Origin of the sequence: Bacillus sp. ok061 (assembly GCF_900108285.1) — a bacterium.
Lineage (GTDB): Bacteria > Bacillota > Bacilli > Bacillales > Bacillaceae_G > Bacillus_A > Bacillus_A thuringiensis_S.
Genome location: NZ_FNUW01000005.1, coordinates 231,148 through 252,240 on the forward strand (window position 1 = coordinate 231,148; position 21,093 = coordinate 252,240).

Genomic DNA, 21,093 nt, shown 5'->3' on the forward strand with positions numbered 1-21,093 from the left:
GAATATTTTTGAAAAAGACATTTTACCATTATATGATGAAGCATCGTGCAGCTTTATTTAGAAATGAAATTTCAGATTTAGCAGAGGCGATGTATGATGACTTAAGTTTTCCGAAGCAATCTGAAGACTATGATGAAATTAGTTCATACCTAGAGTTGAGCGGAATGCTAGAAAGTATGTCTATATTTGATGAAGCCTGGGATTTATACATACAAGATAGATAAAAACTATTTGAAAACATACAGAATACGTTACTTTTTTAAAGTGAAGTATTCTGTATGTTTTTTTATACGAAATTTGTTGATTTGAAGCTAGTCTAGTTACTAGCTTTTTTTTGATTGTAATGTAAATTTTATAAGATTATATTTTTTATTGAAAAAATTTATGAATATAAGCTTCTGTGATAAGCGTTTTTATGTAGGTTGCATATACTGATATCAAAATCACGACGTCAAAAAAAGGAGAGATAGAGATGGCAAGAAAAAAACAACCTAAATACAACGTAGGGGACATAGTCGTGATTACGCTATATGGAACCGTTGGGAAAATCACAAATATGAAGGTTTTAGATGGAGTTTATGTATACGAAGTCAATAATCACGATGGATTTTACGTAGAGCAAACATTGCAGCACGTTACAGAGCAAGATATGAAAAAGGGCGATACGGAGTGGATTGAATTAAATTATAATTTCACGTTTGGTGATCTTGTGCAAGTAACTGGATATGATAAAGATGTTTTCCGTATTGTTGGTTTTCGTACAGAAGTATGGAGATATAAGAATGACGCATGGGAAGATACAATTTATGAATTGTCACGGATTACGGATGGTGAATGGTTAGAAGCGGATGAATCAGATTTAACGTTACTCGCCAATGCTCAAACGGCAAATGCAATTTTGAAGAAAATGAAACAAGATAAAGCAGGTATGAATAAATTGGATTTAGGAAAGTTAAAGTCAATTAACAACTCGAAAAAAGTGAGTGTTAAGACGAATCGTCAAGAAATCATTGATGGATTACTTGACATTTATAACGATTATCAATTATTGTTCGATACATTTAAAGATGAAGAATATAAAATTGTAATGGATGTTGTTCATAATTATTTAGTTAAATTGACAGAGAAAAAATAGTTAACTAGAAAGAGAGAATAAATTGAACAACAACATATGCAGTATAAGGTATGCCTACAACTATTAAAAAAATAAAAAGCCACTTTATAAGAGAGTCTGCCCATTGATCTTCATGCATGAACTCTTCTTTTGTTTGTCCTACTTCATATTGATTTTCCATTATTATTTCCCCCTTTGAATAGCTTGTACTACAATCGTATGCATCTCGTCCAAAGCTTATGACCTATAAAAAAATAAAATCTATTTTTCTAATCTCATATACATAATTTTGAGATTTTTTCATAAAACAGAAATAAAGGAGTGATGCTCATGAAGGAAATTGAAGTCGTGATTGATACGGAAGAGATTGCGGAGTTTTTTTATGAGCAACTAATTGAAAGAGGGTACGTCCCCAAACGAGAAGAAATTGAAGATCTCGCAGATATTACATTTGAGTATTTATTAGAGAAATGCATGATTGATGAAGTTTTTGATGAAGAGGATGAATGAAAGTAACGACGGGCATAACTCGTCGTTTTTTACTCTTTACAAACCTGTCACAAATATAGTCAATAATTATTGGTATAATTAAAAGGAAATTTTATTCAAGAGGTGAAGGGATGTTCAAAAAAATTATTGATTCTTTATTAGGAAAGAAAAAATATCGTTCGTATTCAAGTAGTGATTATCGTCGTAGAGGGCGCTCTTATTCAAGTAGCGATTATAAACGACGCTCATCTGGTTATGGACATCAACATTATAAAAGAAAACGTAAAAGCCGTAGCTTCTTTTCAAGTAGCTGATGAAATGGCGTCGTGTACTAGCTTTATTTGATAGACCACTGCGAAAAAATACAATTGTTGCAGAACGTTATAAAATTGAATCAGTAATTGGAATGGGCAGTTATGGGGTTACATATGTCGTTAATGATTTACAAATAAATAGATATAAAGTCTTAAAACAATTAAGACAAAGTAAACAAAGATATGAGTCTGGTAGAAAATCATTTGAACAAGAGAAAATGATTTTACAAACATTAAATCATCATGCAATTCCTAGTCTGTATGATCATTTCATATGGGAGAAAAAGAGCTTCTTTGTGATGGAGTACATGCCTGGTAAAAATTTTGAAGATTATATTTTCATAGATGGGTATGTATATACAGAACGTGAAGTTTTTGAGATTTTATATGAAATATTAGAAATTGTATCGGTGTTTCATAGTGAAGGCATTATTCACCGAGATTTACGCATTCCAAACATATTAATGAAAGAAAATCAAATTAGTATTATTGATTTTGGATTGGCTAAATGGAAAGGTGAGGGTGATGAGAGAGCTACAACTTACGAAGGTGAACAAGCTTTGATGCGAGAAGTCCACTTTCGTAGCGACTTTTATGCACTCGGTCATTTCTCGTTATTTTTATTATATGCAGGATATGAATCTAATGAAAACCAGGAAAAACCATGGTACGAAGAATTAACTTTGGAAAATTATAATCGCGAAATGCTTATGCGAATGTTACAAATAAAAACGCCGTACTATGAGAATGTACAAGATTTAAAACAAGATGTAGCTTCTGCTTTAGAAAGGATGGAGACTCCATGTTTCAAAAGTTTTTAGCAAGCGTTGGTATTGGAAGTGCAAAGGTAGATACTGTTCTTGAAAAAGATGAGTATATTGTTGGGGAAGAAATAGTTGGAAAGGTTCATATAACTGGAGGTTCAGTTAGCCAACAAATTGAAAGCATTTACTTAACATTATCGACGTCGTATGTACGAGAAGTGGATGATAAAAAAGTAACAGCAACGTATGATTTAGAGCGAGTACGCTTAACAGAACCATTTTCTATAGAACCGAATGAAAAAGTTGAAATTCCATTTTCTTTTCCAATGCCAATTGAAGCACCACTTACACTTGGTATGAAAATGGTTTGGATTCATACAGGTCTTGATATTAAACGTAGTATAGACCCAAGTGACCGCGACTACGTTCAAGTGTTACCCAATGCATTATTAAGTAGTGTTTTAGATAGTGTAAATGAATTAGGGTTTAAAGCACGTCATATAGAATGTGAAGAATTACCGCATCGATTACGTAAGCAAATTCCATTCGCACAAGAATTCGAGTTTATTCCAGTTTCTGGAGAGTATTATGGGAAATTAGATGAATTAGAATTATTAATCTTGCCACGTGCATACGATCGACTAGAAATTATTATGGAAGTAGATAGAAAATCCCGTGGCTTAGCTGGATTATTCGCTGAGGCGCTTGATCTTGATGAGAAGGTGATTCGTTTTACCGTAACAAGAGAAGATATCCCTGAGATGAAGCAAAAAATTAATAATTATATTTTTTAATAAACTATGCATAAAAAAGAAATGGAGAGGAAAACTAAAACAACCGCTCCATTTTTTTGCATAGTGAGGTTATGTATGTGAAACGATATCGACATTTATACTTGCTAAGTTTTACGTTACTCATTTGTTTTGTCGTATTATCACTTTCGTATCATACCGCTTGTATTGAGAATTTTGACAATATAGTCGCACATTTTATTCAAAGCTTTCGAAACGATTATTTGACGACCTATTTTACTTGGGTGTCTTTTATCGGTTCTAAAAGGATATTTTTCCCATTACTCATTATTCTTGTAATGTATTTTCTCGTTAGAAAAAAGTTGCTTAGTGCATTGCTTCTAACAATTAATTACTACGGATCTCGTTATTTAAACAGTCTGCTTAAACTATGGTACGAACGAGCAAGACCTGATGTTACGCAGCTTGTTACTGCAACTGGATATAGTTTTCCGAGCGGTCATACGATGAATGCTACTGCTTTTTTAGGATTTATTGCATACGTCACAATTACTGAAGATCGTATTTCGTTGCATAAAAAATTGTTAATTATTCTTATAGCAAGCTTTGTTGTATTATCTATTTCAGTTAGCCGAATATATCTTGGCGTGCACTATCCATCTGACATATTAGCAGGATGGGCAGCTGGCGGTAGCTGGCTCGTTTTATGTGTTATATTTCATAAAACGTTCATAAAAAAAGAACCTATGTCATAATAGGTTCTTTTTTCATTGGCTCAACATGAATGTGTGCATGGTAAATTCCAAACTTTTTGCGAAGCATAGCCTCGATATTGTCAGTAATACAGTGACTTTCTCCAACATCCATACGAGCATCTACTTCAATTGTAATATCAACGTACGTTTGATTCCCGTACATACGTGCTCGAATATCTACAATGTTTTCCACACCGCCAATATGCTCAATAGCATCAGCGTATTCCTCCATTTTATCAGGATCAATTCCATCTGTTAGCATATGAGAAGATTCTACGAAAATCTCCCATGCAGTTTTACAAATAATAAGACCAACAATTAAAGCGGCAATAGGGTCTAAAATAGGCATTTGGAACTGAGAACCGACAATACCTACTACAGTACCAATACTTACGAGTGCATCTGATAAATTATCCTTTGCAGCGGCTTCTAATGATTTACTTTTTGTTCGTGCTGCAATTTTTTTCGTATACAAATACACGCAGTACATAACGACAGCAGAAAATAAAGCAACCCATGCAGCGAGTACATTAGGTGCTGCTTGCTTCGGATTTAAGAAAGATTGAATGGCACTAATAACAACTTCTAATCCGACTGTTGCCATAATGAAGGACGCAACAAGTGATGCGATTTGTTCGGCCCGCGAATGCCCATACGGATGATCTGGGTCACGAGGTTTACGAGATATTTTTAGACCAATTAATATCGCTAAAGAAGCACCGATATCCGTTAAGTTATTTAAACCGTCAGCACGTAATGCGCTAGAGAGGGTAATATAACTGATGATGATTTTCATAGAGGATAAAAATATGTAGGCCATAATGCTGACAATAGCACCTTTATCAGCTTCTTTATGAGAAAGAGTATCCATTTTAATCACTCACCTTTCTTTAAAGGAATTTCTTTCTATAAATAGAGTATCAAATGAAAGTCGTGTGGGTCTATACAAACATTGTTGACGTTTTATAGCTTTTTAAGAAGGGGATAACAAAGTTTCGTGAAGGAAAAATATGTTGAAAAGTACAAAGTCAGGGGGTAAACCGAATTGGAGTTTATTTACTAAAGAGATAGGAGGATGAAGAAACGAATACTTTTCTTACTATGTATTATTCTTATAATGACAAGGTGTAATTCATTAAACGATGAAAAACGTCAAAAGATAATTGTGAAAACAGATGAAAACCCTCTGAAAAATATTTTCCAGAGGGTTTTCATCTTAGTATGCTTCTAAAAACTCAGTAACTTGCTCTTCAGTTTTTGCATTAGCACTATGTAAGTGGCCTAGCTTCTCACCATTTTGGTATACAAGTAAACTTGGAATACCCATTACTTGATACTCTTCAGCGATACTTGGAAACTCATCTTTATTGATAGAATACCATTCAAATTTATTGAACTCTTCCATTACATCTCCGATAAAGTTGTCCATACGTACGCAATCCGGGCACCATGTAGTAAAGAACTTAACAACTACTGGCTCCTCGCTTGCGATGATGTCTTTGAATTCTTGTTCTGTTTTAATTTCTTTCATAAGTAAAACTCCTTTCAATATCACACGAATTTATATGCAAAATTCGTATTTGCAAACTTATTATTTGTTTTTTAGTTTTGTAGTTCGTTCACACTTATAAAATTGTATGTAACATGACTGCGCTACTAAGTGTGAAAATAACGGAACCTCACTTTTCTTTATAAGCTTTTTCCAGGATTGTGTCAAACTTTTGAATTTTATACAGAAATTAAAGAAGCCGGCACTTTGATTAAGTATGGGCAGAGTGACTAAAATTAATCGCTTATTAATTTCGAATAAATATTTAAATCGATAAGCTTTCCAGCTGATTTTTCGCTTTTTCTCAGAATCCCTTCTAGATTAATTAACTTTTATTATACAAGAAAATAACTAACTACATTGAACAAAAGCGTTAATTGGAGGTAACGAAATGAGAGTTACTTCCGAGCTAAAAAAAGAGTAGATAATTTAAAAGTATTTTACATTCATTTAACCATCTACATACTAGTCAATCTGATGCTCTTTTAACTTTTTAAGTATTGAATTAGCTATTTTTTATTTTATAAAGAAATAACTCCGAAGCTCATATCCTTTCATGATAATATAAAGTAAAGAGAGAACCACCTTCCTCTAATTATTAGCATGCACTAATCAGGTTTTACGGGTAGTTAATTTTTCACCTTACGTCCTCGTATGTACTGAATTTTAAAGTGGAAGTGTTCGTTAATGCGAGATAAAAGAAAAAGAGGATATATGAATGCTTGTATTAAGTTTTATATTAATTAGTTTAGGTGTTTTTATTGTTTGTCTGACTGTAATTGATGGAATCAGAGAGACAAAGGAACATGGTTTCAGTGGATTTAAAGATTTTATCCCGCATTAACGGGCAGTAAGACCTCCACCTCAAAATTCAGCGGGAGCAAAGAAGTTAGGTGGGGGATCAACTGCCCGTAAAAGCCCGATTAGTTCAACTAATAATCAGTGGGGATAAACAAAACCCCCACTGATTAAAGTTTCACTTTATTATTATTGTGCTGGTGCATATTATAGAAATAATCAGTGATTTATGGGGATTCCGATTGCTATTCATGTTAATAGGATTGGTATGTATTGGATTTGGCGTTGCTATTTTAATAGTAGAATTGTAGTGAAAGATAAGTAAAAGGCATCTAATTAAGATGCCTTTTTATATTAATTACAAAAATTGAATAAGGTTAGAAATTATATGATTGTAATGGGAGTTAAGGGATATTATTTAAAAATTTTTATCCCGCATTAACGGGCAGTAAGACCCCCATTGATTAAAGTTTCACTTTATTAGGGATTTGCCTTAAACATTTATTACAGTCAAGAATATTTATAATAATATGAACTAAAAAAGGTCCAATTTTTGTAATGTTGGAGGGGATTATTGTGGACATAACTCAAAGCGTATCAAGAATAGTGGTTAATGGGAAAGACCTTTCTTTCACTTCAGTTCAAACCTCTGCATGGAATCATGGACCTGTAAATGATTTAATCGTTACGACGAATCAGAGAATGAATGAGCTTTATCAATTCATGTGGTCACAAGTACCGGTTACGATTTCGGTATATTTTCTTCAAGGAGCGGATTTACTGAGGTTCGTTAGGGTTGCGGGAATTAATGAGCGTGTAACAGGAGAATATGTATATCATTTTATTTGGTGATAAGAAGAATTCAAAGTAGTCTAGCAGCTACTTTTTTATTTTGTCATTTGAATATAAGCGAGCGGACTAGCTTTATAGTACCCACTGAAATAAAGAATCATAATATAATTTGTAATAAATTATACGGAAGTGAGTTGAAAATCATGTTTTATTCATATTTTAATTCTGAAGCTGGCATGCGACCAGCATATGGTACATCTATAACGTATAGTGGAGCACAAAGTACAGTCCAAGCTATTCAACAAGCATTGCAAATGCAACAACAAATGCAAATGCAGCAGCAAGGAGTACAACCATATTACTCATCCGTAGAGTATTTTTACCCAGTACATCATGTTACACCGTACGGAAGTTCTTTTCTTACTATTCCATATGGAACTGTGTACAACTTATAACTAGTAAGGAATGAAGTGGTATATATAAATAAGGGTGCAGATTAATAGCGCCCTTATGAATAATAAAAATAGCTAGTCCAAACCTTATAAATCAATCTTACATAATATATAGTAATAAGTTTGAAAGGGGAATTCGTATGTCTTGTTATTACTACTGTAAGTATTGTAAGGAGTATAAAGATAAGCATCATGATTGTTGTAAGAACACTAGTAAGTGTCATGATAACAAGGACAATCTTGTTAGAGCATCGGCATTTAGAGCTAGAAATACTGTGAATCAAAATGTTCCTGCTAATACTTTTGTGAAAGTGTTATTTCAAAATGAACAATTTGATTTAGCGAATGAGTATAATCCAGCAACATCTATTTTTATGCCGAAGACTAAAGGAGTATATTCTATTATTGGAACGATTGGTTTTTTTCCAAACGATCCAACTTTAAATTATAGAGCGCGTGTAGAAATTCGTGTGAATGGAAACGCAGCGATAGCTATAGATAATGACTTTTTTGGTCCAATAAGTTTTGGAAATGTCGTAAGTGTTTCGACGATTGTTCAATTGAATGCAGGGGATGAAGTTGAGGTTTATGCACAAAGTAGTATAGATGGGGTTTTAAGTCCTTTAGAAGATGGGGCACATTTTGAAGCAGCAAGATTTCCTTCTCCAATTAAATAAAACAGATCATTAAATGTTTTTTAGTAAGTTTAGTTAATCCCCTTACCAAATGGTGGGGGATTATTATTGTCTTTCTAAAATATATAAGTAAATAGGTAAAGTATAGTTTAATTTGTAGAGGCTTCAACCTTCTTCAGATAATGAACAAAATAATATGTAAATAAGTAACAAGCTTGTGAAAGCTCAGTGTTAGTAAGTTTACTAGTTTTCTTATAGAACAAGAAAGACGGAATACATAAAATATCGTATTATTACGTTTTTTCTTTACTATATAGAAATTACATATTGGACATAGATTTGTGTAGGTAATGCTAATACACTGAAAAGAATAACATAAAGGCGATTACACTATATAAAAATAAAATCAATCCTAAGATGAGTAGTATTGGATGCAGCTTAAACATATTTGACCTCCTTAAGTACATAAAGAATTTTAATATATTGTTGGTCAAGTTAGAAGGGGGACGATTACATAAAAAAAGAGCATACATAAAAAGTACGCTCCAAAGAAAGATAGGTTTTATGAGTGGATAATCTCCATACGATAATATATGTCCTTTTAATAAAAACGTGTAAAAAATCAATGAATTATCAATGGAATATCATAAAATGAGTAATTTTAGTCTAGGAATGCAGTTATTTTCTTTTTCAGTTATTTTAGGTAACGAAGTTGTGAAAATCGTGCATTATGCGGACTAACAACGGGATAACGATCGTACTTCAGTTACATATTTCTTAAAGTCTGGATATTGCGTGATAGTTTGACATTTAGGGGTGCATAGTTGATTAATTATAGAGACATTTGTAATTACTTCGTTACAAGGACCGAAAAATGTAACTTTTAGTTTTGAATTTGGTGGGATTTTGAAAACGATAGGTTTTTTTTCCATGAAATCAGCTCCTAATATTGAGTATTATAATTTAAAGGATATAGAGTCGTATTAGTATAATATGAAATTTCAGTGGATTTGCTTATAATAAAGAATTTCATAGTAGTAAAAGTGCTTAAAGATGTAAAGGGGAAATTGAGAATGTGAAATAAAATGTTTAATTAATATAACTAATGCATTTTTTAGTTTGTTACATATTATGTTAGTAAGAATTGTATAAGGAGGTAGTATAAAATATTGGAAGAAAATGTACAAGTTCAGCTTTCGCCACCTTGGATCACATATTTTAATGAATTAAAAAATTCAATAGGTGCTGATCCAACTGTTACAGTTGGGCCGCTTATTCCTGTTGGTGGTAATTATATTATTTTAGTGCATGCGTTAAGTAATGAAAAAGCGAGAGCGTTAGCAACGTTTTTAAAATCTTTTGTACAATTTGGGAATGTAAGTGTGACAGTTATTGTAACGAATAATGAGAATGAAATTGTAAATCCATTTCCTTGTCCACTAGATGCATTTGAAATAGCTCATTTATTTCAAGTAGCACTAGAAAATAATCCTTATTTTGAACAAGTTGTGGTACAGCCTCAGTTCCCTGGCGGACCGAATGTTGTCTTTCCGGTTTTCACTGCGGAAGTCATTCAGTTTTTCAATGACGATATTTCTAACTTATGTCAAACGTTTACAGGTGTTGCTGCCAATGTATTTCGTGATGTAATGAATGATGAGGTTTGTGATAGCCCAATATTATTTTCTACAAGTTGTGTTATGAACAGTGAAAATACACAATTACAAAATAAAGATTTAACACCAAAATTGTTTTATTAGACTATAAAAAAACATTTTTAGTAATAGAAAATGTCTTTTTTATGCACCAATAGTGTTCAGGTTGGACAATTGTAGGTTAACAGGAATAATCTTCAATTAATTAAAATTTTTCTAAATCTCAAATTTCATGGAAAGATAGTAATTTTGATTTAAGAATATATAGAAAATGAGAAATGATTTATATTAGCTGAAAGGGAATTGATATTGGAAGTTTTAATTTAATAATATAGGGGAATTTTTTCTAATATCCGTAAAAATGATTAATACCTTAATTGATAGGACGAGATTACATAATAAATGAATAGTAGGGTATATTTCGAATATGAGAATATTTTTTGAAAAACAGTAAAGATTCTTTTTATTTATATTATAGATAGCTAGTTTTAGAGAGAGGAGGCTTACAATAAAACAAGCTATGAATAGGACATTCAAAAGGAGCTGGAATGTATGGGGTATATTGTAGATATTTCAAAATGGAATGGAACTATTAATTGGGATATTGCAGCATCTCAGCTAGATTTAGTGATTGCTAGAGTTCAAGATGGCTCTAATACGGTGGATTTTATGTATCAAAATTATGTTAGTGAAATGAAAAAGCATAGTATCCCATTCGGTAATTATGCTTTTTGCCGTTTTATATCTATTGCTGATGCAAAGAAAGAGGCACAAGATTTTTGGAATCGTGGTGATCAATCTGCTAAGTTTTGGGTAGCGGACATAGAAGTTCAAACGATGGTAGATATGCAAGGCGGGACACAGGCATTTATTGATGAATTACGCCGTTTAGGTGCGGAAAAAGTAGGATTATATGTAGGGCATCACACGTATTTATCATTTGGAGCACGTAATATTGAAGCTGATTTCGTATGGATCCCTCGTTATGGAGGGAATAAGCCAGCATATCCATGCGATATGTGGCAATATACGGATTCAGGGAATGTTCCTGGGATTGGGAAATGTGATCTGAATCGGTTAGTAGGAAATAAGTCACTTTCTTGGTTTATAGATTCCAACAAAGCAAATCAATCTAACATAGTGTATACACAGCAACCGAATGGCATTGGTATTGCAGTTTCGAAATATCCTGATGGATACGGAATAAATTTATATGAAAACCCCATGAATCCTCAATTTACAGGTACACTCACTCAGAAAATTCCATATTTAATCTTAACAGGTTATTGGGGAGGCGGTGAGCAAGATATGATTTGTTTAGGGAACGATAAGCAGTGGGCATATTTAAAACATTTTAATGTGAAATGGTTTTATGCAACTTCGAAATATCCTGTCGGTTACGGAGTAAATTATTATGAAGAGCCTGAATGTATGAATTATAAAGGAAATATAGATGGATCGACATCTTTTCGAGTGTGGGGTAGAGTGGGAAATGCGGTAGATATCGGGCAGAATAGTTGGATACCTGAAAAACATGTAATTATTAAGTAACTATAGAAGCTATATTTTTTGGGGAGCATATAAAGAGTCTTCTTACTATACATAGTAAGAAGACTCTTTATATTTAAAAGTGAAAATACATGATACATAGTCTACTCATATGAAATGAATTACATGTAGAAAACACACTGTTTTCACAATGACTGTGTATAGTTAATTTGCATAATGATAAAAGTGAGGTATTTGAATTGAAAAAGAAGAAAATATTTATTGGAACAATTATTTCATGCATGATGCTAGCATTATCTGCATGTGGTTCCTCAGACAACGTAGTAACATCAAAAGTAGGAAATGTTACAGAGAAAGAATTAAGTAAAGAATTACGACAACAATATGGAGAAAGTACTTTATATCAAATGATGTTAAGTAAGGCATTGCTAGATAAATATAAAGTTTCAGATGAGGAAGCAAAAAAGAAAGTAGAAGAAGCAAAAGATAAAATGGGTGAAAACTTTAAATCGACTTTAGAACAACTTGGGTTGAAAAATGAAGATGAATTAAAAGAAAAAATGAAGCCAGAAATTGCATTTGAGAAAGCAATTAAAGCAACAGTTACAGATAAAGATGTGAAAGATAACTATAAACCAGAAATGAAAGTAAGTCACATTTTAGTGAAAGATGAAAAAACGGCTAAAGAAATAAAGGAGAAAGTAAATAATGGTGAAGATTTTGCTGCCTTAGCAAAACAGTATTCAGAAGATACTGGTTCAAAGGAACAGGGCGGGGAAATATCTGGTTTTGCCCCTGGACAAACAGTGAAAGAATTTGAGGAAGCTGCGTATAAATTAGATGCAGGCCAAGTAAGTGAGCCGGTTAAAACAACTTACGGTTACCATATTATTAAAGTGACGGATAAAAAAGAATTGAAGCCATTTGATGAAGTAAAGGATAAAATTCGTAAAGATATAGAACAACAAAGACTACAAGATACGACAGGTAAATGGAAACAACGAGTAGTCAATGATTTATTGAAAGACGCTGATATTAAAGTGAATAATAAAGAATTTAAAGATACATTTAAATTTCTAGAAAAGAAATAATGACTGTAATCATAATTAGAAAAGGGAACTCATATAGAGTTCCCTTTTTCTAATTAGTGTGTGAGTTATAAATAGATAGTAAGACAATACAATATTACATTTAAATATTAAGAATTACAATGGGAAATTATGGATTATAATTATTTCAACGAAAGTGGATATTCTACGGTTTTCATTATGCAAGTTTATTACATATATTTACTCTTTAATAATAGATATCGAACATAATTTAAAAAATAATACATATAATGTTTTTGAATAAATATTTAACATGGATAATTAGTAAAAAGCTGAGCATTCGATTGGAAAGGATGTTCTTTTTCATATGAAAATTTTAGGATAAAGAATGAATCGTTTTAAACGCGTCATTTACCACATCAATAAATTAAGGTGGTGGAGAATATATGAAAGTAATCTTTCAAGGAGAGGGCGGCGCGAAAATTTTTGAGTCATATGATGAAAATGTAAGTGATTTATTGGCTATATTAAAAGAAACGAAAGGGATTAAAATCGGGATGGTTGAGTATAAAGTGTTAAAGTACGAACTTAATTATTTTCGTCATCCGAAAAAAGCGGATACAGAGAGAGAGTTACATATAATAGTACAACCTAAGTATATGTAATAAAATATAATAATAAAAATCATTGATTCAGTTTTGTAAAGTTCCATAGAGTATGTAAGAAAAGAGAGTGTTGTAAATGCTCTCTTTTCTTATGCTTTGTGAGTTCGTTCATCATAGTATATGTTTTCAGTTATAGATGGTTAATAAACGATAAAAATTTAAAACTTTTTCGTTTAGGCAGGGATTTTATATTTAAGTAAATAAATATACTATGAAGTATTTTTTATACGAATACTGGAGGAGTATAAAATGAGTTTAGCAAGTTACATAGGCTGTAATGTAGAAATTCCGTTAACGGATCCGGATTCTAATAATCTAATTGTTTTTGGACCGTGTTTTTCAGATGAAAGTATGCTTGAAATTGTACAAGATTATCAATTCCAAACAAATTACACATATGAGGTTTCAACTAGTTGGGGAATTGAACTTGTCGAGTGGCAAAATGTAAAGGGAAAAAAGAAGCGAAAGAAAAACTTTTAACTTTATGCAAGATTATGGAAGGTTATTTGGAAGATGGAGACTATTTTGAATTATTTAGTTGTTGGGTTGGTGATGAAGATAAGGAACGAGTAGGGGAATTGAACTTAAAAATAAATCATTTTAATATAGATGAATTATGTATTCCAGAAAGAACATTAGTTAGGATAGAAAAATAAGCTTTGAAATATTTTTTAGAAAAAGGCGATTTCACTTTGGGTGAAGTCGCCTTTTAGTTGTTATATGCATGTTATATAAGAAATGAGAAGTTTATTTGATAAAGGAAAAAAGTATGGAGATAAATAAAATTATGTTTTTTGTTAAGAAATAATAAGTATGGCTCTTCTCAAAAGAACGTAAGTTCGTGTATAATAGGAACGAATGTTCTTTTAAGAGGTAACCTAATTATAGTTTAGAAGTAAATCCGAGTTTAGTAAGTATTAAAAATAACTAAGGGATAGTATGGCTAAATAAATGTATAAATGATCAAGGAGATAAAAAATGAACGATGTAAAGATACAAAAAGAAGAAAGAGAGTGGGTTCCGTTTACAGTAATGTCCGAACAACTTTTAAATATGAGAAAGATTATTGGAGAGAAATTAAAAGTACAAAAACCGCTTTTAACAAATGAAGCAAAAGAGAGAATTTCTGATAAATTATTAACGTCATTACTGTCTGAGAAAGAAATATTGGTAACATATTTTGAAGATGGTTACATACTAACAAGCTACATGACTGTTGTACATATCAATCCGGTAAAACAAATTGTAATTTGTACAGACGCCTTTTATAAAACTTACGTATTTAACGCTATGGATATTATTGAAATAACGTAAAAGAAGCTGAATATTAAATGGCAGCTTCTTTTATTTCTGATTTATGAGACAAATAATACAAGAAAAAGCAGCTAGCTTCGTGCTAGCTGCTGAGCCCCAGGGAAAGGGAGAAAAAGATAGGGTACTCCAAAATCAACAAGAGCTGTCAAACAGCCTGATTATAGTATAGACAAATTAAAATTTTCTATACAGAAAGTTGAACATAAGATTAGGCTGTACCCACTTGGTTTTGATCTGCAAGGTCAGAATCAAATGTATTGGTCGCGCTAACACCGCTAAAAGTATTAACAACAAAACCAACGTTTGATGCGCCGGAACCATTATAAGCTTTCGTATTTTCTTTCGGAGATACGTTGTAGAAATCACCTAAGTTAAATGATCCATTGCTATTTTGTACAACTAAATTTCCTACAACTGATGGCATAATTTTCACCTGCTTTATAATAAGTTGTTAACATTACTATATGGAGTTATAGTCCAGATGGTTCATACAATAAAAATTGTGGAATAGTAAAACGTTTGGAGCGTAGATTTCAATAAAAGTGTGTTAAAATTAATATAATAAAGTTGAGTAATTTTTTTAAAAAATTTGTATAATTGATATATATGAAAATAAAGGAGGCAAAATGTAATGAAAGATATTATGAAAAAAGTTGATTTAACAGATGCCAAATCAAGTAATCTTGTTGCATTAATTTATAGTAATGAAGTTATATTAGTTGAAGACGCATTTTGTCCAAATGAAATAAAATTAAAGTTTAATGAAATTGCAATTTTATCTGCAATTAAAACAGCCCATATTGCGAAAGTGTCTATTAGGAAAGAACTTGAAGCGCTTTTTCATGATACGGGTGTTATATTAGTGAAACAAAATGTTGATTATGGTAGTAGCCAATCTATTACCATGCATTTTGAGCAATTTAAAAAATTGCAAGATGAGATTGAACATTTAAATAAAAGTATATAATAAAGCAGCTAAATAAAGGTTCTATCATAAAGGTGGAATGTGTTGTGTTGAAAAAGTGGTTTAAAAATTATTTGGGTGAATCGCATTGTAAACATAAATATATTTTTATTAAGATGCAGGATAATGAGGATTTTAAAAAAGGTACATTAGGTGTAGTTTATATTTACCGGTGTGAGAAATGTGGAAAAGAGAAGTTGAAATGTAAAAACAATAATGAAATAAACAATGAATTTTTAGATATATAGAAAAAAGTAACCATGATGGTTACTTTTTTTACTTATGTATGCAATATCAAAACCATTACTAAAGTATGAGTTGAGTTGATACTATAGTAAATCGCTGAATAAAAATGAAGAGAGTAAGATATAGGGAAGGAGGATGAGAGAAATGAAGCGAAAAGAAATTAGTAAATCTGTAATTATTACAGGTGTGACACAAGGGTTAGGACGTGCGATGGTTGATCGATTTCATGAATTAGGGTGGAACATATATGGTTGTGGACGTTCAAAAGATAAAATTGAAGAACTAAAAAAACAGTACAGTAAAATACATGATTTCCAAGTAATTGATGTTTCAGATTCTCAGCAAGTTAATAACTGGGCAAATTATATATTTAATAGACATACGGCTCCCGATCTGATAATAAATAATGCATCGATTGTAAATCAAAATGCACAACTTTGGAAAATTACGGCTCAAGAATTCGAAAATGTAATGAATGTAAACGTGAATGGTGTAGTAAATGTAATAAGAGCGTTTGTTCCCGCAATGGTAGCTAGGAAAGAAGGAATTATCATTAATATGAGTTCTAGTTGGGGGAGAGAAGGTGAAGCTGAGCTTGCGCCATATTGTGCCTCGAAATTTGCAATTGAAGGTATCACTAAATCTATGGCCCTGGAATTACCCCATGGCATGGCTGTAGTTGCTTTAGATCCTGGGGGGGAGTATTAGTACTCCAATGCTGAAGTCATGTGCGCCACAATATATAAATGAATCGCCTACACCTGAAACTTGGTCACATAACGCAATTGAATATATATTGAATATAACAATAGATAAAAATGGAGATTCATTGACATGCCCAGCATGCGTATAAAAAGCACCTTTAAGGTGCTTTTTATATTAGTAGCACATTAGATCATTCACAAAATTACATCTGAAAAATAAAATAAAAGATTAAGGGTGAGATTTGTTTGTTTTGAAAGCTTTAGAAAATATTTGAATAGGTGATAAAAATGAATCCAAGCAGTTTAAAATTGACAGGGGCATGGTTTCAAGTAGGGGGGAATCTTACAGCTGCTATTGGAACGACAAGAGGATTTATGGGAGAAGAGAAAGTTGAATCGGAACTTGTTATTGTAGGAAGCTCATTACAAGCCCTCGGGTATATATTACAAATCATTGCGAGCAATTATGATGATGGGGAAGAAAAAAGAGAGAATCAAAGTAAATTACTTGATCAAATAGGAATTGAGTTATTAGCATTAGGAAATATATCAAATGTAATAGGAATATATTTTAATATAAATGAACAATTGAAAGAAAATGATTATCTTATCATTACAGGGAACAGTTTACAATCGATTGGTGCCTTTTTAGGGGTAGAAGCAGCTTTGGTGGATATAAATGTATTACAGAAAATTATTATACTAGGTAACTCCATGCAAAGTTTAGGGGCTGGATTACAAGCGTATCAAGGTGTTTTAAATGTATTGAAAGATGAGAAAGAAAATAAAGATAGTATTTTTGATAAGAAGGATGAGAGAATCATTGCACTCATTGGTATTTGGATACAAGCGATAGGAACGTTAATTTCTGCAATTGGAATAACTGCAATAGAGGAAGAAAATAGGCTAGAAAACAATGAAAAGTCTGAAATACTTATATAAATAGAAGGAGATACATTGATTTTAGAGGCAGGTTAAGATTAAAATGGTAGTAGGTTTTTTTGCGTATATTTTGAAAAGTGATATATAAAATACAAAATAAGGAGTTTTCAAGGGATGATGTATTTATTAGCAATTTTTCTTCCACCTGTTGCTGTATTATTTTGTGGAAAACCAATTCAGGCAATCATAAATTTCATATTAACATTAATATTTTGGGTTCCAGGAGTTATACACGCAATTCTTGTAGTGCATGATAAAAAAGCTGATCGGCGTTTGAAAAAACAAATTCAAGCATATGATGAAATTAATAAGAGGAATCGAAGATAATTCATCTGTGAAATATTTTTAAAAAAAGGAGGATTAACCTCCTTTTTTTGTGGGTGTTAAGTTTAAATTTTTGTGTGGCGGAAAGAATTTTTAATATAAGTTTTATGGTAATAACTTTTAGATTGTGCATGTAATAGGCCAATATAAATACTTTCTGGTACATTAAAGAAATCGTACATACCATTCTTTAATTGGATTCGCAAAATCATAGAAAAAGGATTATAGCCAACAGCAACTATATTTTTTGAAATCACGGGAGATAGCTTCATCATTACGCAACTCCTCACTTTTTATTTTTAATAATTTCTTGTAGATGTTGAGGTTGTGAAGTTGAAATCCTTATAATTTAAGAGGTATTATACTTATATGCAATATATTAAATGTTTGTTATACGTAATTATAAGGAAGTTCACACGAAGTACATATCGTTGTGCTATTTTTATTTCACCTTTGATTTATAAATAAGAAAATATTGACCATTTGAAAAAAAGGTATATTATTTATACGAGGTATTAAAAATTCACTTTTTACATTCTATGCTTAAAGGGGCAGCGTTATTAGGAAAAATAGAAGTGAAAATAGTTTGTATAAGAAGTATTCTAAAAATTATAATCTGTGAATTGGGAAAATATTGAATGCTCCAGGTCAATATACTTTCTTAATCAAATTCATTTTAGAAAGTGACCTCAATATTTTTAAGTAAATCAACGGGAGAATTGAAAGGCAGGAGAAAGTAACATGTCAGAAAATTATCGTTCTCGAGAGGAACGACGACAAGTTAAAAAGAAAAAACAGCCAGCTTCTAAAACACAAAAACCAAAAGGTAAAACATCATTCTTTCGCAAGTTTTTAATTACTTGTTTATTACTTGGTATTGTTGGTTTAGTGGCGGGGGTTGCTACCTTTTTTGTAATGATTAAGGATGCACCAAAACTTGAGAAAGCAAAACTTGTTAATCCGTTATCCTCAAAAATTTATGATAAAAACGGGGATTTGGTATATGAATATGGAAAAGAAAAAAGGACGAATGTTACGTATGAGCAAATACCTAAATTAGTAGAAAATGCATTTTTAGCGACAGAAGATTCACGTTTTTATGAGCATAGCGGAGTAGATTTTAAAGGTACTGCCCGTGCTGTTCTAGTAAGTCTTAAAGGAGATTATGGTTCTCAAGGTGGAAGTACGATAACACAGCAAGTTATTAAAAACTACTTCTTATCAATGGACAAAACACCAAAGCGTAAGGCGCAAGAAATATATTTAGCTTATAAGCTAGAACAACAGTATTCAAAACATGAGATATTAGAGATGTACTTAAATAAAATTAACTTAGGAAACCGTTCATATGGGATCGCAACAGCAGCACAAAACTACTATGGTAAAGAATTGAAGGACTTAACATTACCAGAAGTTGCGATGCTTGCAGGTTTACCGAAAGCACCGAATAACTATGATCCAACGAAAAAAGAAAATGTTCAAAAAGCAACAGAAAGAAGAAATGTTGTTCTAAACTTAATGAATCGACATGGATATATAACAAAACAGGAAATGGAAGAAGCATCAAAAGTTGACGTAGAAAAGGGACTCAAGCCTGCAACTCAACTACAAACAATGCCATATCCTGCATTTATGGATGCAGTTGTGAAAGAAGTAGAAAAAGAATTGCCAGATGCTAATATCGGTTCTGACGGTTTAGAAATTTATACAACGTTAGATCCGAAAGCACAGAAACTTGCTGATAATATTTTAAATAATAATATCATTGATTATCCGAACGATAAATTCCAAGGTGCATTTACATTTATGGATACGAAAACAGGAGAAGTTCGTGCTATAGGTAGTGGCCGTGGAGAAAATAAAGCTGTATTTAAAGGGCACAATATGGCAATTGAATTAGATCGTGCAGCTGGTTCAACGATGAAGCCGATTTTCGACTACGCTCCTGCAATTGAATATTTAAAATGGGCTACGTACCATCAAATTGATGACTCTCCATTTAAGTATTCAACGGGACAAGAAGTACGAAATTCAGATAGAAGTCACATGGGTCCAATTACAATGCGTGTAGCATTAGAAAAGTCACGAAATATCCCAGCAATTAAGACTGCGAAAGAAGTCGGAATTAATAAATCAAAAGACTTCTCTGAGAAATTAGGCATTACATTTAATGCAGCACCGACTGAATCAACAGCGATTGGTACAAATGAAGTATCACCAACTGAAATAGCGGGCGCTTATGCAGCATTTGGTAATGAGGGTAAATATACGAAACCGCATTTTGTTAAGAAAGTCGTTTATCCAGATGGTAAGTCACAAAGTTTTGGACAAAAACCAAAACAAGTTATGACAGATTCTACAGCATATATGATTACAGATATGCTTCGTTCTGTAGTTACATCAGGTACTGGTACATCTGCAAATGTAGCATCTTTAGATGTAGCTGGTAAAACGGGTACGACAAACTACTCATCAAAACAATTAGCTCAATATAAAATTCCAGAAAGTGCAACTCGTGATAGCTGGTTTGCTGGATATACACCGCAATATACGATGGCAGTATGGACTGGGTATATGAAAGATGGTAAAGACGAGTATATTAGTAGTAAAAATACGAAAATTGCACAGTTGATCTTTAAAGAAATGATGAGCGAAATGGCTACAGATAAATCACGCTTTAAAATGCCAAGTAGCGTTATTCAAGAAGGTAGTGAGCTACGTATAAAAGGTGAAAAACGTGATTCATCGCCAAATACTAGCGTGCCGGATACAACGGAGCAACCAAAACAAAATCAACAGCAAAAAACTGAAGAAGAGAAAAAGCAAGAAGAATTAAAGAAACAAGAAGAACTGAAAAAACAAGAAGAACAAAAGCAACAAGAGGAACTTAAGAAGCAAGAAGAACAAAAGAAACTAGAAGAGCAAAAGAAACTAGAAGAAGAAAAGAAACAAAATGAACAAAATAACGGAAATGGTCAAGGAACGACACCTCCAGCGAATAACGGAGGAGGCCAAGGAACGACACCTCCAGCGAATAACGGAGGAGGTCAAGGAACGACACCTCCAGCGAATAACGGAGGAAGCCAAGGAACGACACCTCCAGCAAATAGCGGAGGAGGCCAAGGAACGACACCTCCAGCGAATAATGATGGAGGTCAAGGAACTCCGACCCCACCTGCAACAGGACAACCAAATAATGGTGGAAATGCAGGAGAGGTTCCTGCCAATAATGGACAATAAGAAAAATTTATAGAAAAGTTTTCAAAAAAGCACTTAAGATTTGTGGGAATTTACAATCTTAAGTGCT

General features: G+C 32.3%; 27 protein-coding genes and 4 pseudogenes. 24 read left to right on the plus strand and 7 right to left on the minus strand.

The features are described from left to right. Nucleotides 1-8 precede the first annotated feature (8 nt). Both C4S65_RS09830 and C4S65_RS09835 read left to right on the plus strand, forming a co-directional pair. On the plus strand, nt 9-224 hold the full coding sequence (locus C4S65_RS09830) for a YozE family protein (RefSeq protein ID WP_000750717.1): 216 nt from the start codon (nt 9-11) through the stop codon (nt 222-224). A gap of 248 nt (nt 225-472) precedes the next feature. Then, nucleotides 473-1,135, plus strand: coding sequence for a hypothetical protein (locus tag C4S65_RS09835; protein ID WP_000101499.1), 663 nt, complete (start codon nt 473-475; stop codon nt 1,133-1,135). 4 nt (nt 1,136-1,139) lie between these two features. Here C4S65_RS09835 and C4S65_RS09840 read toward each other — a convergent pair whose 3' ends face one another. Further along, a complete protein-coding gene (locus C4S65_RS09840; RefSeq protein WP_000431486.1) occupies nt 1,140-1,295 on the minus strand; it encodes a DUF3930 family protein in 156 nt (51 codons plus the stop codon). A gap of 149 nt (nt 1,296-1,444) precedes the next feature. On the opposite strand from C4S65_RS09840, the gene C4S65_RS09845 reads away from it, so the two are divergent. The 5 genes from C4S65_RS09845 (at nt 1,445) to C4S65_RS09865 (ending at nt 4,188) form a co-directional block, all read left to right on the plus strand. Next, nucleotides 1,445-1,624 (plus strand): YozD family protein, encoded by a 180-nt coding sequence (locus C4S65_RS09845; RefSeq protein WP_000658451.1) that lies wholly within the window; start codon nt 1,445-1,447, stop codon nt 1,622-1,624. Nucleotides 1,625-1,734: 110 nt separating this feature from the next. Further along, nucleotides 1,735-1,917: a hypothetical protein gene (locus C4S65_RS09850; RefSeq protein WP_000473371.1), complete on the plus strand. Its 183-nt coding sequence runs from the start codon at nt 1,735-1,737 to the stop codon at nt 1,915-1,917. After that, a complete protein-coding gene (locus C4S65_RS09855) occupies nt 1,917-2,738 on the plus strand; it encodes a protein kinase (protein ID WP_061665990.1) in 822 nt (273 codons plus the stop codon). The genes C4S65_RS09850 and C4S65_RS09855 overlap by 1 nt, the downstream gene beginning before the upstream one ends. Further along, nucleotides 2,720-3,475: a sporulation protein gene (locus C4S65_RS09860; RefSeq protein ID WP_098838377.1), complete on the plus strand. Its 756-nt coding sequence runs from the start codon at nt 2,720-2,722 to the stop codon at nt 3,473-3,475. Before C4S65_RS09855 ends, C4S65_RS09860 begins: the two co-directional genes overlap by 19 nt. Nucleotides 3,476-3,552: 77 nt before the next feature. Continuing rightward, nucleotides 3,553-4,188, plus strand: coding sequence for a phosphatase PAP2 family protein (locus C4S65_RS09865; RefSeq protein ID WP_002082842.1), 636 nt, complete (start codon nt 3,553-3,555; stop codon nt 4,186-4,188). On the opposite strand, the gene C4S65_RS09870 is transcribed toward C4S65_RS09865, so the two are convergent. From C4S65_RS09870 to C4S65_RS35665, 3 genes and pseudogenes are all read right to left on the minus strand, one after another. After that, nucleotides 4,178-5,059: a cation diffusion facilitator family transporter gene (locus C4S65_RS09870; RefSeq protein ID WP_000380385.1), complete on the minus strand. Its 882-nt coding sequence runs from the start codon at nt 5,057-5,059 to the stop codon at nt 4,178-4,180. The genes C4S65_RS09865 and C4S65_RS09870 overlap by 11 nt on opposite strands. A gap of 345 nt (nt 5,060-5,404) precedes the next feature. Next, nucleotides 5,405-5,719, minus strand: coding sequence for a thioredoxin family protein (locus C4S65_RS09875; protein ID WP_000658787.1), 315 nt, complete (start codon nt 5,717-5,719; stop codon nt 5,405-5,407). Nucleotides 5,720-5,973: 254 nt separating this feature from the next. Then, nucleotides 5,974-6,054, minus strand: a pseudogene (locus C4S65_RS35665) (GNAT family N-acetyltransferase); the annotation flags it as partial. 70 nt (nt 6,055-6,124) lie between these two features. Here C4S65_RS35665 and C4S65_RS09885 point away from each other — a divergent pair. The 5 genes and pseudogenes from C4S65_RS09885 to C4S65_RS09900 all read left to right on the plus strand — a co-directional run. Next, nucleotides 6,125-6,223, plus strand: a pseudogene (locus C4S65_RS09885) (2TM domain-containing protein); the annotation flags it as partial. Nucleotides 6,224-6,455: 232 nt separating this feature from the next. Then, on the plus strand, nt 6,456-6,581 hold the full coding sequence (locus C4S65_RS35130) for a hypothetical protein (RefSeq protein ID WP_003306972.1): 126 nt from the start codon (nt 6,456-6,458) through the stop codon (nt 6,579-6,581). Nucleotides 6,582-7,111: 530 nt separating this feature from the next. Next, the gene (locus C4S65_RS09890; protein ID WP_140337723.1) at nt 7,112-7,387 is read left to right on the plus strand and encodes a hypothetical protein; all 276 of its coding nucleotides are present in this window, start codon (nt 7,112-7,114) and stop codon (nt 7,385-7,387) included. Between the two features lie 143 nt (nt 7,388-7,530). Further along, nucleotides 7,531-7,782, plus strand: coding sequence for a DUF3947 family protein (locus tag C4S65_RS09895; protein ID WP_086406107.1), 252 nt, complete (start codon nt 7,531-7,533; stop codon nt 7,780-7,782). Nucleotides 7,783-7,919: 137 nt separating this feature from the next. Beyond that, a complete protein-coding gene (locus tag C4S65_RS09900) occupies nt 7,920-8,456 on the plus strand; it encodes an ABC transporter permease (protein WP_042972451.1) in 537 nt (178 codons plus the stop codon). Between the two features lie 695 nt (nt 8,457-9,151). Here C4S65_RS09900 and C4S65_RS09910 read toward each other — a convergent pair. Next, nucleotides 9,152-9,346 (minus strand): hypothetical protein, encoded by a 195-nt coding sequence (locus tag C4S65_RS09910; RefSeq protein WP_000412557.1) that lies wholly within the window; start codon nt 9,344-9,346, stop codon nt 9,152-9,154. Nucleotides 9,347-9,583: 237 nt separating this feature from the next. Between C4S65_RS09910 and C4S65_RS09915 the strand changes: the two genes are divergently transcribed. The 6 genes and pseudogenes from C4S65_RS09915 (at nt 9,584) to C4S65_RS09940 (ending at nt 14,606) form a co-directional block, all read left to right on the plus strand. Further along, the gene (locus C4S65_RS09915) at nt 9,584-10,174 is read left to right on the plus strand and encodes a hypothetical protein (protein WP_061665993.1); all 591 of its coding nucleotides are present in this window, start codon (nt 9,584-9,586) and stop codon (nt 10,172-10,174) included. 447 nt (nt 10,175-10,621) lie between these two features. Further along, nucleotides 10,622-11,620, plus strand: coding sequence for a glycoside hydrolase family 25 protein (locus C4S65_RS09920; protein ID WP_000540651.1), 999 nt, complete (start codon nt 10,622-10,624; stop codon nt 11,618-11,620). A 197-nt stretch (nt 11,621-11,817) separates the two neighbouring features. Then, nucleotides 11,818-12,669, plus strand: coding sequence for a peptidylprolyl isomerase PrsA (locus tag C4S65_RS09925; RefSeq protein WP_061665994.1), 852 nt, complete (start codon nt 11,818-11,820; stop codon nt 12,667-12,669). Nucleotides 12,670-13,073: 404 nt separating this feature from the next. Further along, on the plus strand, nt 13,074-13,292 hold the full coding sequence (locus tag C4S65_RS09930; protein WP_000864279.1) for a hypothetical protein: 219 nt from the start codon (nt 13,074-13,076) through the stop codon (nt 13,290-13,292). Nucleotides 13,293-13,541: 249 nt separating this feature from the next. Continuing rightward, nucleotides 13,542-13,948: pseudogene (locus tag C4S65_RS35670) on the plus strand (hypothetical protein). A 322-nt stretch (nt 13,949-14,270) separates the two neighbouring features. Further along, nucleotides 14,271-14,606, plus strand: a complete 336-nt coding sequence (locus C4S65_RS09940; protein ID WP_001999741.1) for a YolD-like family protein — start codon at nt 14,271-14,273, stop codon at nt 14,604-14,606. A gap of 208 nt (nt 14,607-14,814) precedes the next feature. Here the strand turns inward: C4S65_RS09940 and gerPF are convergent, their stop codons facing one another. After that, nucleotides 14,815-15,030, minus strand: coding sequence for a spore germination protein GerPF (gene gerPF, locus C4S65_RS09945; RefSeq protein WP_001141569.1), 216 nt, complete (start codon nt 15,028-15,030; stop codon nt 14,815-14,817). 207 nt (nt 15,031-15,237) lie between these two features. Here gerPF and C4S65_RS09950 point away from each other — a divergent pair, with 207 nt between their 5' ends. The 5 genes and pseudogenes from C4S65_RS09950 to C4S65_RS09970 all read left to right on the plus strand — a co-directional run bounded on the left by C4S65_RS09950 (nt 15,238) and on the right by C4S65_RS09970 (nt 17,789). Beyond that, on the plus strand, nt 15,238-15,573 hold the full coding sequence (locus tag C4S65_RS09950; protein ID WP_000651906.1) for a hypothetical protein: 336 nt from the start codon (nt 15,238-15,240) through the stop codon (nt 15,571-15,573). A 44-nt stretch (nt 15,574-15,617) separates the two neighbouring features. Next, nucleotides 15,618-15,818, plus strand: coding sequence for a hypothetical protein (locus C4S65_RS09955; protein ID WP_000915144.1), 201 nt, complete (start codon nt 15,618-15,620; stop codon nt 15,816-15,818). Between the two features lie 142 nt (nt 15,819-15,960). Beyond that, nucleotides 15,961-16,669 (plus strand): annotated as a pseudogene (locus tag C4S65_RS09960) (SDR family NAD(P)-dependent oxidoreductase). A 139-nt stretch (nt 16,670-16,808) separates the two neighbouring features. Then, the gene (locus C4S65_RS09965) at nt 16,809-17,462 is read left to right on the plus strand and encodes a hypothetical protein (RefSeq protein WP_001070032.1); all 654 of its coding nucleotides are present in this window, start codon (nt 16,809-16,811) and stop codon (nt 17,460-17,462) included. Nucleotides 17,463-17,576: 114 nt separating this feature from the next. Then, on the plus strand, nt 17,577-17,789 hold the full coding sequence (locus C4S65_RS09970) for a YqaE/Pmp3 family membrane protein (RefSeq protein WP_000990219.1): 213 nt from the start codon (nt 17,577-17,579) through the stop codon (nt 17,787-17,789). 62 nt (nt 17,790-17,851) lie between these two features. On the opposite strand, the gene C4S65_RS09975 is transcribed toward C4S65_RS09970, so the two are convergent. Beyond that, a complete protein-coding gene (locus C4S65_RS09975) occupies nt 17,852-18,061 on the minus strand; it encodes a KTSC domain-containing protein (RefSeq protein ID WP_000977079.1) in 210 nt (69 codons plus the stop codon). A gap of 466 nt (nt 18,062-18,527) precedes the next feature. Here C4S65_RS09975 and C4S65_RS09980 point away from each other — a divergent pair, with 466 nt between their 5' ends. Next, on the plus strand, nt 18,528-21,026 hold the full coding sequence (locus C4S65_RS09980; RefSeq protein ID WP_001293954.1) for a PBP1A family penicillin-binding protein: 2,499 nt from the start codon (nt 18,528-18,530) through the stop codon (nt 21,024-21,026). Nucleotides 21,027-21,093 lie beyond the last annotated feature (67 nt).

Excerpts from the sequence above, each read along its gene's own strand:
- C4S65_RS09835 (WP_000101499.1), top strand. The coding sequence starts at position 473 with ATGGCAAGAAAAAAACAACCTAAATACAACGTAGGGGACATAGTCGTG.
- C4S65_RS09840 (WP_000431486.1), bottom strand. The coding sequence starts at position 1,295 with ATGGAAAATCAATATGAAGTAGGACAAACAAAAGAAGAGTTCATGCAT.
- C4S65_RS09845 (WP_000658451.1), top strand. The coding sequence starts at position 1,445 with ATGAAGGAAATTGAAGTCGTGATTGATACGGAAGAGATTGCGGAGTTT.
- C4S65_RS09850 (WP_000473371.1), top strand. The coding sequence starts at position 1,735 with ATGTTCAAAAAAATTATTGATTCTTTATTAGGAAAGAAAAAATATCGT.
- C4S65_RS09855 (WP_061665990.1), top strand. The coding sequence starts at position 1,917 with ATGAAATGGCGTCGTGTACTAGCTTTATTTGATAGACCACTGCGAAAA.
- C4S65_RS09860 (WP_098838377.1), top strand. The coding sequence starts at position 2,720 with ATGTTTCAAAAGTTTTTAGCAAGCGTTGGTATTGGAAGTGCAAAGGTA.
- C4S65_RS09870 (WP_000380385.1), bottom strand. The coding sequence starts at position 5,059 with ATGGATACTCTTTCTCATAAAGAAGCTGATAAAGGTGCTATTGTCAGC.
- C4S65_RS09875 (WP_000658787.1), bottom strand. The coding sequence starts at position 5,719 with ATGAAAGAAATTAAAACAGAACAAGAATTCAAAGACATCATCGCAAGC.
- C4S65_RS35130 (WP_003306972.1), top strand. The coding sequence starts at position 6,456 with ATGCTTGTATTAAGTTTTATATTAATTAGTTTAGGTGTTTTTATTGTT.
- C4S65_RS09895 (WP_086406107.1), top strand. The coding sequence starts at position 7,531 with ATGTTTTATTCATATTTTAATTCTGAAGCTGGCATGCGACCAGCATAT.
- C4S65_RS09900 (WP_042972451.1), top strand. The coding sequence starts at position 7,920 with ATGTCTTGTTATTACTACTGTAAGTATTGTAAGGAGTATAAAGATAAG.
- C4S65_RS09910 (WP_000412557.1), bottom strand. The coding sequence starts at position 9,346 with ATGGAAAAAAAACCTATCGTTTTCAAAATCCCACCAAATTCAAAACTA.
- C4S65_RS09920 (WP_000540651.1), top strand. The coding sequence starts at position 10,622 with ATGGGGTATATTGTAGATATTTCAAAATGGAATGGAACTATTAATTGG.
- C4S65_RS09930 (WP_000864279.1), top strand. The coding sequence starts at position 13,074 with ATGAAAGTAATCTTTCAAGGAGAGGGCGGCGCGAAAATTTTTGAGTCA.
- C4S65_RS09940 (WP_001999741.1), top strand. The coding sequence starts at position 14,271 with ATGAACGATGTAAAGATACAAAAAGAAGAAAGAGAGTGGGTTCCGTTT.
- gerPF (WP_001141569.1), bottom strand. The coding sequence starts at position 15,030 with ATGCCATCAGTTGTAGGAAATTTAGTTGTACAAAATAGCAATGGATCA.
- C4S65_RS09950 (WP_000651906.1), top strand. The coding sequence starts at position 15,238 with ATGAAAGATATTATGAAAAAAGTTGATTTAACAGATGCCAAATCAAGT.
- C4S65_RS09965 (WP_001070032.1), top strand. The coding sequence starts at position 16,809 with ATGAATCCAAGCAGTTTAAAATTGACAGGGGCATGGTTTCAAGTAGGG.
- C4S65_RS09970 (WP_000990219.1), top strand. The coding sequence starts at position 17,577 with ATGATGTATTTATTAGCAATTTTTCTTCCACCTGTTGCTGTATTATTT.
- C4S65_RS09975 (WP_000977079.1), bottom strand. The coding sequence starts at position 18,061 with ATGATGAAGCTATCTCCCGTGATTTCAAAAAATATAGTTGCTGTTGGC.
- C4S65_RS09980 (WP_001293954.1), top strand. The coding sequence starts at position 18,528 with ATGTCAGAAAATTATCGTTCTCGAGAGGAACGACGACAAGTTAAAAAG.